We start from the raw sequence: 10,949 nt of genomic DNA, 5'->3' as shown, positions 1-10,949 counted from the left end.
GCGAGAAAGGCATCCGCTGGGGCGGCCGACCACTCACACCGGCAGCCTGAACCCCGCGCCCAACCCGGTGATCGTTTCCGGTCACAGCACTAGCGATCTCCGGTCGCGGGTTTCTGTAGCTTTGCGACAAGTTTCACGCCGCCCGAGCAAGCCGAGCTTGGGCGGCGCAGTGATCGACATGCCGGGTGATGGCCCTGAGCGCCGCTCGTAGTCCAGGTGGCGCTTGGGACGGATCGGTCGCGGTGAATGCCGCCGACTCGCCAGCCGACCCGCGGTGCGGCAGTTGCGGCCGGGGCTCCGGCGGTTGAACCCCGATTCACGTGAACGGCGAATCCGTGCTGTTCAACCTGCTCGAACACCCTCGCCAAACACTCCGGTGCCCTCAGGCGCTACAAGAACGTGGAGATCACCATGACAACCAACACCGTGACCCTGCGACCAATCGGCCGGGTGGTGGGCGGTCGCAGCGAGATGGTCGAAGACGACTGGCACGACGTTCGAGCCGTGATCCGGCTGGACGGTGAGACCTTCACCGCCTCGGCGGTGCTCGGCCTGGAGGGCTTCTCCCACCTGGAGGTCGTCTTCCTCTTCGATCGGATCGACCCAGCAAAGGTACGCACCGATCCCCGTCCCCCACGAGGGAACCCGAGCGCGGCCCCTGTAGGGATCTTCGCCCACCGGGCGCCATACCGTCCCAACCGTCTTGGTGTCTCCCGCTGCCGGCTCCTCGCCGTGGACGGCCTGAACTTGCACGTCGCCGATCTGGACGCGCTGTCAGGCACCCCCATCCTGGATATCAAGCCGTACTGATCGAGTTCGCCCCCCGCCATCCGGTCACCCAATCGGCCTGGGCCACCGAGCTCCTACTACTGAGGCTCCGGCCGGCGGGCCCCCGCCGGCCGTCCAGTGATCAACCTGGTCGCACGTGGACGACACCCACCGCCCTGCGACCAGGCCGAGCACCTCTGCATCGTCCAATGAAGAGAGCTACTGATATGAACGTATTCCTGTGGATACTGCAGGCCCTCCTGGCCGCCGCGTTCGGCTTGGTCGGGGTGATGAACGACCCGCTGGCCCCGCCGCTTATGAGTCCGAAACTGCTGGCGCTTCGGCCGTGCTGCCAGGAGTCTCTGTTTCGATCTGGTCAGGCACGTGATGGGATTGCTGCTCGCGCAGGAGCGCCTGTGCAACGGCGGCGGCCGTGACGGCCTCTTCGCGTTGCTGCTGAGCGCTCTTGAGCGCGTCAACGAGGTGGGCGAGTTCGCCCCGCAGGCGTTCGGTCTCACCGAGAGAGACGGCTCGGGCCTGGTCCGCGAGGGTACGGGCCTGCTCGGCCACGGCGGCCGCAGTAACGGCTTGCTCGCGCCGCTGCTGTTCGGCGCCCAACGCCTGGCGTAGCCGGTCGGCCTCCTCGGCGTGCGCCGCGGCGGTGCCGCGGGCCTGATCGCGTTCCTGCTCGGCATTCCGCGTCCGGGCGTCCTGCTCCTGCAATTGGCGGCGGAGGCCGACGAGCTCGCGCTGCTGGTCACCGACCTGCCGTTCCAGTTCGGTGATGCGGGCAGTGCCGGCGGCGTACAGCTCGGTGAGTTCGGCAGTGCGCTGATGAGCGGTGTCCCGGTCGAGCTCGGCCTGGCGCTGCCGGTCGGCGGCGTCGGCGCTGAGCTGCTCGGCCTGGGCGCGGGCGGTCTGATGTTCGCCGACCTGGCGCCAGGCATCCTGCTCGCGTTCCTCAGCACGGTCGCGGGCGGTCTCGGCCTGGGCACGGGCCTGCTCGGCGGCGGCGATCCGGGTGGTGGCGGTGTCAGCTGCGGTGGTGGCGCGCTGCTCGGCCGCCGCGGCGGCGGCGCGGGCTTCCTCGGCGGCCTGTTCGGCGGCCTCGACCTGGGCGAGCGCGCCGCTGCTCAGCTCGGTGAGCTGGGCGCGCAGCGCCTCCTGGGCGGCCTGCCACTGCTCGCCGGCCGCCAGCAGCGGCGCGAGCAGATCCTGGGTGCGCAGCAGCGCATTCGCTACGGGGGCGGCATGCGCAGTGGTGCGCGCCCGGTAGGCGGCCGCCCGGCAGGCGTCGCTGCAGTACTTGGCCCGGCTGCTGCGCCCGGGCAGGGCCTTGGCACAGCCCGGGCCGGCGCACCGCAGCTGCTCGGTCGTGTTGTCAGTCGCGGTGTCGACCTTGTCTTCATCTTTCGTGGACACGTCCACCACCACAGTTTCCTGATCGTTCGCCATGACAAACAGGGTAGCGTTCGTAGCGTTCGATCGTATGCGTTCCGTACGTTCGCAAACGCAAATGTGTAACGGCGTTGGCCCGTGATAACCTTCCTTATCGCGGGTCAGAATCGCGGCACCATACCGGTGCCGGACGGGCCCGAAACAGGCGAGGGCGGGCGGGAGACGGGCGTGCACGACGAGCAGGGAACGCTGCCGGCCGCGGCGGCGGGGGAGCGGCCGCCGATTTACCGGCTGCCGGAAAATGCCGCGCACGAAGCCGGGCACACCGCCGCGGACTACGCGCTCAGCGCGCGTACCCAGGCGCGGATCGCCGACGGCGTGCCGGCCAACACCCGCCGCGCCTACGCCCGGCAATGGGCGACCTTCACCGCCTGGTGCGCCACGCACGGCCGCATCGCGCTGCCCGCCACCGCGCACACGCTGGCCGAATACACCGCACAGCTGTGCGAGACCGGCCAGGCCCCGGCCAGCATCGACCAGGCCATCGCCGCGGTGCGCACCATGCACCGGCTGGCCGGCCATCCCGGCCAGCCCGCCACCGAATCCGCCCGCCTGGCGCTGCGCGCCTACAAACGCGATCGCGCCGAAGCCGGCGGCCGCGGCCAGCGCGAAGCCCCGCCCATCACCATCGACGCACTGCGCGCCATGGTGTCCGCCTGCGACCTGAACACCCCCATCGGGCGCAGGGACCGGCTGCTGCTCGTGCTCGGCCTGGCCCTGATGGGCCGCCGCAGCGAACTCGTCGCCCTGCAGCGCGACGACGTGCGCGAGGTCGCCGACGGGCTCGAGGTCACCATCCGCACCTCCAAAACCGATAAGGACTCCGCCGGCGAGACCATCGCCATCCCGCGCGGCAGCCACCCGCTCACCGACCCGGTCGCCGCCTGGCGCGACTGGCTCACCGTGCTCGACCAGGCCGGACACCCCACCGGAAGGCTGCTGCGCCGCATCAACCGGCACGGCACCATCGGCCCCTCGCTCGGCGCCGACGCCGTCAACACCATCGTCCGCGACCTCGCCGTCCGCGCTCGCGTACCCGCCGCAGACAGCGTCACCGCGCACAGCCTGCGCGCCGGCGGCGCCACCGTCGCCTACGCCGCCGGCGTCCCGGTCGCCGTCATCGCCAAACACGGCCGCTGGGCCCCAGCTTCACCAGTGGTTTTGCGATACATCAGGGCCGTGGATCGCTGGCGGGACAACGCCATGCGCAATGTGGGGCTCTGACCAGCCAAAACGCGCAAAACAGCAGGTGTGCAGGGTGACGAACGCTCATGAAACTTAGGTGACTGGTCCCAACAAGTGCGCAGGTTGACGGCCACATGCGGCCCCGTTGTCATAGTTCTGCGTTTCCGCTGTGAACGAACCTGCGCGTCACACGGGGGAGCACCAGTGACCAACAGCGTGGACACTACCTGACGAACCTACTGGTGCGGCGCGCATTGGTCACGGAACTGTCCTCGTGGTGGTCATCACTTGTCCGACGATGCCGCCAGGTATCTATCCGTGATCGTCAGGCCAGGAACGTCGGCCCGAGGCTCAGCGCCCTTGGGCAACAGCCGCTGCCTGGAAAATCTGCAGGCCGGAGACTTGCCCCCAGAGCCCGTGTCGGCGGAGAGAAGTGTTTCCGCAAATTCGGGCGATCAAAATATAATACCTAATGAAGAGAGCGAGGATCCGGAAGGGCCGACTTTCCTGCTCAACCTAATAAAGAAAATGGAGATTCACATCTCCGCTAAAACGGTAATTTTGAATGCCAGGAGAAAATTCAAATGCGCTGAGGGCAGTCACATGAGAAGTTCTGTCAAAAGGTTACATATAAGGACCATTGCGCACACGGTCTAGGCCAGCCGAGTGACAAGACGTGACCAATCAAGTGACAAGCAATGACGAACGCGCAGGACAACTAGACGACCAGTCTCAGGCAGGGCCGCCGCCCAGCGGCGCGGGTCCGCGCGGCGCGCCCGGCGGCCACCGCCTCCTCGACCTGCCCCTGCACCGGCTGCGGGATTTCCTCGCTGGTTCCCACGCTCGGACCGGCCTGCTCGGTTCCCTCGATCATGCTCAGAAACCTATCAGAGCCATAGCAGATCCGTATCCGAACCGGATTATTCGCTTCGGGTACGGATATACGGGCAGCGCGAATCTCTCACACAATTGTTGTTATGTGAGATACCGTTGGTGATCACGTATTCTGCGGTTTACTCACGTGCTGTCAGTGGCGTGATTCCGCAGGTGATCCCGCCCCGCCGGCGGCATCAGGGGCTTACCCGCACCGTGCAGCCCTTTGGCTAAGGAACGGGTACGCACAGTGGCGGATTGTGACGAACTGTGACGCCTCCAGGAGGTGCTCATCCGGGGCGGGCGGCGCGGGGACGGCTCCAGGAGCCGTTCGGGAGCGCGGCGGCATCGAAGGGAGCGGGCGGACCGGCAGATGGAGCGGACGGGGGTGCCTCACCGGGCCCGGCCGGGGCGGGCGCCTGGTCAGGCCGCTGGCATCCACGGTGAAGGTCTGACCGTCGACCGGGAAGACGATGTTGGGCCGGTCGGAGCTGGTGACGTCGTCGCCGAGGTGGGTGGGGCTCACCCCCCCTCATCGGCGCCGGTCACGGCGCCTTCCCCGTCGGCGCCCAGGCCAGGCGCTACTACGCACGCCCCGACGTCGCCTACATCCCCATCAGTGACGCCCCGTCACTGCGATGGGGCCTGCTGTGGAGGACCGACGGCGCCACCGCTTGGGTCCGCGCCTTCGCCAAGGCCGCGCACGACCTGATCAGCTCCTCCTGAACGGCCGGCCAGGTTGGCGGTGATGACGATGGCCAACGGGTATGGCCGAGCACCTGCTGCAGACACAGGACTGCGACGAACTGCCAGCCGATCTTCACGCACGCCCAGACCAGCGCCGCGAGCCGGACCGGGAGTCGCCGCACGAACCACCACCGAGGCGGCATGTAGCCGCCAACGACTCCCGGCCAGAGCTTGCTCATTGCTGTTCCGGGCATATGACGGGCACGTCCTGGAGGCGCGTGACCCAAGGACGGGCCGAGCCAGACGCGACCACCGATGCGTCGCGGCTTCGCGACGCTCTCATCCCCGACGCGCCGGCCCAGCCGCCAGCTTCGCCTTGCACCATTTCGCCCACGCCATCACGGACACCCGTCGGCGAGATCCCGGCGATCTGAGCCTGAAGGGCCGACGGTCTGACGAGTCACGCGCACGCCCGGGCTTACGTTCACGGTAATGTCTGCCGGTTCTCTGGTCCTGTTCGACGACCGCCCGGGGAAGCACGTCGCCGCCGGCACGCGTTCGGCCCTCTGTGCCCAGTTGCGCACCAGTCCCGGGCAGACCAGCGGATCAGGGCCCCGGCCTGGGGGCTGCCACAGAGAGTCCCTGTGCGACAAGCAGCTGAGCAACCGTCGAGGTCAGACCCTCCCTCGCGTCATCCCCCAGGCGCTCGATCATCGTGTCCAGTCGCGCGACCACGTCATCGTGGGCGCGCGTGGCGGCGCGGCCGCCCTCCTCTGTCAACGCGACGCGGCAGGCTCGCCGGTCTTCCGGGTCGGCAATACGTGCGATGAGCCGGCGCTTCTCCACGCGGTCCACCAGGCCAGTCATGCTGGACCTTTCCAGGTGCATCAGCCGGCTCAGTTCCGTCATGCCCAGCGGTCCCGGGATGAGCATGCACACCAGCTGCAACTGCTGCGGCGTGAGCCCGTGCTCCCTGCTGACATCGGCGAATACGTGCTGCACGAGATGTGACAGTCGCACGAGAGCGTCCGCCGTGCCCAATCTGTCCAACGCGCTCGTCGTCATGACACCTCCGGTAGCCAGCGTAGCCAAAGCGCTTCGCATGACGAAGCGGCTGGGCCGACCGCCCGACGCACAGTACGGCTTTCGTTCGTTGCAGTTTTGGGCGTCGCGCTCACCTATAAGCAGTGCGAGAGGACGACCTGGAACCCTCCAATGCCGCTTCCAACGCGCCGGCTTTCGGCCTGTCGGCTTCGTCTCCTATGAGGGAGTTCGGCCTCTGGGGTCGGGGTGACCTGGGTTCGACGTCGCAGGCCCGATAGGTGCCCTCGACGGTCGCGCCTCCATGGAGCCCCAGCTGATGACGCGCTCGGGGAACAGCCGGATCCATGCCGGGGCCCGGAGACGGTCTCGGCGCTGCCCCGGATCTCGATCCCCCGCGGTCGCCAGGGTGGCAGCACATTGTCGATGACTAGGGTCGCTTGGCCCGTACGGGCAGCGTCCCGGTATTTCTTGCTGTCGGGTCAAGGATTCAGCCGAGGGGGACCACGTGTGGTGTTCCGTCCGGCCCGACGGTGGCCGGCGGTCCGGGGCGTGGAGGGAACTGCCGCGCAGATAGGCCAGTTCGGCGTCGCGGAAGGGGTGCAACGGTTCACTCATTGGTTGTTCGTACCTGCTCGTGGGCGCTGCCGGGAGCCGGTTCGGCGGAGCGGGCTCGGCGGCGGACGGCCAGGAGAGCGACCGCGAGGCCCAATGCCCCGGCGACCGTCGCCAGCCAGAACAGGGTGGTGTAGGTGGCGTCCGGGTGCATGCCGCGCGGCGCGTCGGTGGAGGCGATCACCCCGGCGGCTACCGCGGTGCCGGCAGCGCTGCCCACGGTGCGGGCGATGTTGTTCAGCCCGTTGGCCGTGCCGGTGCGCTCCAATGGCACGATGTCGGCGATCAGTTTGGGCAGCACGCCTATGATGAGGCCGGTTCCGACTCCCACGATGGCGTAGAACACCACGTGCTGCCATCTCTGGCTGTGCGCGAGGACTAACAGCACCGACCCGGCAGTGATCAGCGCGAATCCACCCGCCATTGGCCAGCGGGGTCCCAGCGCCGTGGTGAGCCGTCCGACCGCCATCCCGGCAGGGATCACCGCCAGCGCGCCTGCCAGCATCAGTAGGCCTGCCTCGGTGACCGAGGCGCCGAACCCGACTCCGCTGCCGGCGGGCGGCTGCTGTGCGTACAGTGGCAGAGCCAGGTAGAAGAAGTACGAGCCGGTGCCGAACAGGAACGCCGCTAGATGGGTCATCAGCATCGGCCGGTCGGCCAGTTCGGCGACGTCGATGAGGGCGTCGGCCTTGCGCCGCTCCACCAGGACGAGTGCGGCGAACAACAGCACGCCGAGCGCGAACAATCCCAGCACCCGGCCTGACGACCAGCCCCACGCCGGGCCCTTGGCCAGGGCGAGCAGGATCGAGACCAGGCTTCCGCCCAGCAGGACGGTGCCCGGCAGGTCGATCCCGCCGCTGGCAGTGCGCCGGTCGTCCGGTACCCACAGCGCCACCAGCACGAGGCTCACCAGCGCCAGCGCGACGCCCAGGACGAACAGCCACCGCCAGGACAGGTTGTCGGCGAGCAGCCCGCCGACGATCAGACCGGCCCCTGCGCCGGCACCGACGACCCCTGACACCAGCCCCATCGCGAAGGGCAGCCGGGTGCGCGGCAGTGTCTCCCGCAGGATGGCCATCGACAGAGGGACCAGCGCCAGCGCCGCGCCCTGCAGCACCCGCGCGGCGATGAGCTGGCCGATGTTCTGGGACGCCGCCGCGCCCGCCATCCCGAGCGCGTAGACCAGCAGCACCGCCAGGGCGACCCGCCGCTTGCCGTGCTGGTCTCCGAGCCGCCCCAGCACGGGCGTCAGTACCGCGCTGGACAGCAGGAACGCGGTGAGGATCCACGCCGATGCGGCCGGCGTCGTGTGCAGGCCGGCCTGCAGCACCTTCAATGCCGGTACGACCACGGTCTGCATCAGTGCGTATCCGAAGACCGCCACGACCAGGGCGATCAGGAGCCGGGTCCCGCTCCGCTCGTCACTCACCGCGCCTCGCCTCGACCGGGTTCCGTCCCATGACAGCTATCTCCTTCGCAGTACGAAATATATGTAATCCGAAGTAGATTAGTTCCTGGCGCGAACGATCGTCAACGGGAAGCGTCGCGACGCGACCGAGCCTGTCGCCGCTCGCCGCCTCTTCTGACGGATCCCCGGAGGGTGAATGTGCAGGTCAGGTGAGTGTTTGGCCGGCACCGGGGTGGCCGGGTGCGATGACAGATGGCGGGGACGCTAAATTGGCCGCATGACTAACTTAGCCGACCGACCAAATTCGATACGCGGCGACTGGCAGCGCGAGCAAGTGGTGGAGACCGGCCTCACCCTCTTGGGCGAGCACCAGCGGCCCGGCGTCACGGCATGCACTGTGGCCGAGCGCGCCGGCACCAGTCCCAGCCTGATCCACTACCACTTCGGTGGCCTGCCCGGCTTGCACACGGCGATCTCCCGGCGCGGCACCGACCTGCTCGTGAGCCCGCTCATCGATGAGCGAGCCGCGCCGGCCCCGATCCGCGGCCTGCTGCTGGCGGCCACCGGCGACGAGCCCCGGCTCGCCGCTGCGGCGCCGACCGTGGCGGAGTGCCTGCTTCCTGGGGAGTCGACGTGAGAGTCCTCATCAGCGGCGCCGGAATCGCCGGGCTCACGCTGGCCTACTGGCTGCGCCGCCACGGCATTGAACCGGTGGTCATCGAGCGCGCACCGCACGGCCGCCTGGGCGGTTACGGGGTCGACTTCTTCGGCACCGGCCACGACCTGGCCGCCCGCATGGGAATCCTCGACCGGCTGACCCCGCACCGCCTGCCCGTCGACTCGGTCGAGTTCGTCGACGCATCCGGCCGGGCCTCGGCCCGGTTGTCGGCCAGCCTGCTGCAGCGGGTCATCCGGGGGCCGCACCTGCCGCTCATGCACACCACGCTGGAAGGCACCCTGCTCGACGCCGTGGCCGGCGAGGTGGAGATCCGGTTCGCCGACAGCGTCGCCGAGGTGCGCGACACCGGCGACGCCGTCGAGGTCGGCTTCGCCGGTGGCACCAGGGAGCAGTTCGACCTGCTGGTGGGGGCCGACGGCATCCACTCGCGGACGCGGGAGCTGGTGTTCGGCCCCGAATCGAGCTTCGTCCGGCCCCTCGGCACCCGCCTGGCCTCTTACCCGGTACCCGACCGCTACAGTTGGGGCCGCGTGCGGGCGCACTACACCGAGCCCGGCCGCCAGGTCGTTCTCTATCCCGGTGGCGAGCCCGGCACGCTGGTCACCCTGCTGCTGTTCCGCTCGTCGCACGGGGGGAGCGTCCCGCGCGAGCGGCGGCCCGGGCTGCTGCGGGAGCGGTTCGCCGGGGCCGGCTGGCTCACGCCGTCGCTGCTGGCCGACGCGCCCGCCGGGGAACCGATCTTCATGGACGAGATGGCCCAGGTCGTCATGCCCGCCTGGCACCGCGGCCGGGTCGCCCTCGTCGGCGATGCCTGCGGCTGCATGACCATGGTGTCGGCCCAGGGCGTCTCCATGGCCATGGCCGGCGCGTACACGCTGGCCGAGGCGCTGGCGACCGAGCGTGGCCACGAGCGCGCCTTCGCCCGCTACGAGGCCCGGATGCGTCCCGAGGTGCGGCGCCGCCAGCGCAACGCGCTCCTGTTCGCCCGCATGCTGCTGCCCGCCGGCCGGGCCGGGCTGGCCGTCCAGAAGCTGGCCAACCAGGTCATCACCCGTAACGCGTTCGCCCCCATGCTACGCAGGCAATTCGGCGCCCGCAGCATCCTGCCAGCCGAGACCTGATTCGTCGAGCCGTGGTGACGTTGACTGGCTGGTTGAAGTCTGCTGGAGAGATGGCGGACAGCAGACTTCAACCGCTGGTGTTATCGGAGCAGGAGCGGCGGACGCTGGAGGGTGGACCCGGCGGCGCTCGACCGCTCAGGGGCTGGCGTTGCGGGCGCGGATCGTGCTGGCCTGCGCCGAGGGCGACGGCCGTGGCGGCAATGTGGCGGTGGCGGCCCGGCTGCGGGGCAACTCGACCTCCCGAAGTCGTCTTGGCCCGCCCCGGGAGGTTCGGCGCTCTACGGCGCTCTCAGCCCGCGCACGCGGGTCGACTGATACGACAACCGGATCAAGCGATCTTCCCTCGGCGCAGTTCCTCAGCGAGGAACCGCATCTCGGCCTCCGTCACCCGCATCTGCCCCGTCCGCGCCTGGAACCACTGGTTACGTAGCTCCCGCCGGTACCTTCCCCACCTGTTGGTCCGCGCCTGCCCGGCCCATGGATGCCGGGCGCGCGACGACATCACGGTGATGTTGTCCGAGAGCTGCATGGGTCCCCACCATCGGTAGATCTCGTACGCCGTGAAGGGCACCGTGGAAATCCCCTGATCCGCCTGGACCTCGTCGAACGCCTCGTCCCACCCCTTCTGGGACGTCTTGATGATGGTCGTGAGGGGCCCCCACCAGGTCCATCGGCGTTGGATCACCAGACTCGTGTCGCTGCCCTGGACCTCCACCTCCGCGCCGTCCGGGAACCTTCGCGCCTCCTTGAGAACCTCGGCTGCCGCCAGCCTCTCCGGCATGGGCGCGACCATGACTGCCGCCACGAGACAGGCGCAGCCGATCGCCAGGCCGGGCAGGAAGTAACCCCACGACCCTGAGGCGATGCTACGGATCAGGAGCCCCAGCGGAATTCCGGCCGCTGCGCCGATCAGGGTCAACGCGATCCATTCCCGGATCTTCGCCCATAACCTCATGCGCTGCTCCCGTAACTTGGCGTGGCTCAACCATCGCATCAGGAGTCATCCCGCCCCGGCAAGGGGCGCGGCCCTGTACGGCACTCTCAGCCCCGCACGTGCGCTCACGAAAACGGCCCGCCCTCACGGAAGCGGAGGACGGGCCAAACCCGGGGGACC

General features: G+C 69.0%; 9 protein-coding genes. 4 read left to right on the top strand and 5 right to left on the bottom strand.

Features of this window, described 5'->3' with window-relative positions:
* Nucleotides 1–411 precede the first annotated feature (411 nt).
* Nucleotides 412–810 carry an SAM-dependent methyltransferase gene (locus ACWDXC_RS44280; RefSeq protein WP_449993007.1) on the top strand — a complete coding sequence of 133 codons (399 nt, stop codon included), beginning with the start codon at nucleotides 412–414 and terminating at the stop codon, nucleotides 808–810.
* Between the two features lie 273 nt (nucleotides 811–1,083).
* Here ACWDXC_RS44280 and ACWDXC_RS44275 read toward each other — a convergent pair whose 3' ends face one another.
* A complete protein-coding gene (locus ACWDXC_RS44275; protein ID WP_449993005.1) occupies nucleotides 1,084–2,223 on the bottom strand; it encodes a hypothetical protein in 1,140 nt (379 codons plus the stop codon).
* Nucleotides 2,224–2,394: 171 nt separating this feature from the next.
* Between ACWDXC_RS44275 and ACWDXC_RS44270 the strand changes: the two genes are divergently transcribed.
* Nucleotides 2,395–3,450 carry a tyrosine-type recombinase/integrase gene (locus ACWDXC_RS44270; protein WP_449993003.1) on the top strand — a complete coding sequence of 352 codons (1,056 nt, stop codon included), beginning with the start codon at nucleotides 2,395–2,397 and terminating at the stop codon, nucleotides 3,448–3,450.
* A 679-nt stretch (nucleotides 3,451–4,129) separates the two neighbouring features.
* Here ACWDXC_RS44270 and ACWDXC_RS44265 read toward each other — a convergent pair.
* The 3 genes from ACWDXC_RS44265 to ACWDXC_RS44255 all read right to left on the bottom strand — a co-directional run bounded on the left by ACWDXC_RS44265 (nucleotide 4,130) and on the right by ACWDXC_RS44255 (nucleotide 8,056).
* Entirely contained in the window at nucleotides 4,130–4,285 is a 156-nt protein-coding gene (locus ACWDXC_RS44265; RefSeq protein WP_449993001.1) for a hypothetical protein, read from the bottom strand.
* A gap of 1,292 nt (nucleotides 4,286–5,577) precedes the next feature.
* Nucleotides 5,578–6,036, bottom strand: a complete 459-nt coding sequence (locus ACWDXC_RS44260) for a MarR family winged helix-turn-helix transcriptional regulator (RefSeq protein ID WP_449992999.1) — start codon at nucleotides 6,034–6,036, stop codon at nucleotides 5,578–5,580.
* Between the two features lie 586 nt (nucleotides 6,037–6,622).
* Nucleotides 6,623–8,056 (bottom strand): MFS transporter, encoded by a 1,434-nt coding sequence (locus ACWDXC_RS44255; RefSeq protein ID WP_449992997.1) that lies wholly within the window; start codon nucleotides 8,054–8,056, stop codon nucleotides 6,623–6,625.
* A 256-nt stretch (nucleotides 8,057–8,312) separates the two neighbouring features.
* On the opposite strand from ACWDXC_RS44255, the gene ACWDXC_RS44250 reads away from it, so the two are divergent.
* Together ACWDXC_RS44250 and ACWDXC_RS44245 are read left to right on the top strand one after the other, a co-directional pair.
* A complete protein-coding gene (locus tag ACWDXC_RS44250; protein ID WP_449992995.1) occupies nucleotides 8,313–8,672 on the top strand; it encodes a TetR/AcrR family transcriptional regulator in 360 nt (119 codons plus the stop codon).
* Nucleotides 8,669–9,835, top strand: coding sequence for an FAD-dependent monooxygenase (locus ACWDXC_RS44245; RefSeq protein ID WP_449992993.1), 1,167 nt, complete (start codon nucleotides 8,669–8,671; stop codon nucleotides 9,833–9,835). The genes ACWDXC_RS44250 and ACWDXC_RS44245 overlap by 4 nt, the downstream gene beginning before the upstream one ends.
* Before the next feature lie 328 nt (nucleotides 9,836–10,163).
* Here the strand turns inward: ACWDXC_RS44245 and ACWDXC_RS44240 are convergent, their stop codons facing one another.
* A complete protein-coding gene (locus tag ACWDXC_RS44240) occupies nucleotides 10,164–10,790 on the bottom strand; it encodes a hypothetical protein (RefSeq protein WP_449992991.1) in 627 nt (208 codons plus the stop codon).
* Nucleotides 10,791–10,949: the final 159 nt, after the last annotated feature.

Source organism: Nonomuraea sp. NPDC003214 (genome assembly GCF_053590035.1).
Note: the sequence above shows the minus strand (reverse complement) of the source record. Positions and strands in the feature narration are given on the sequence as shown.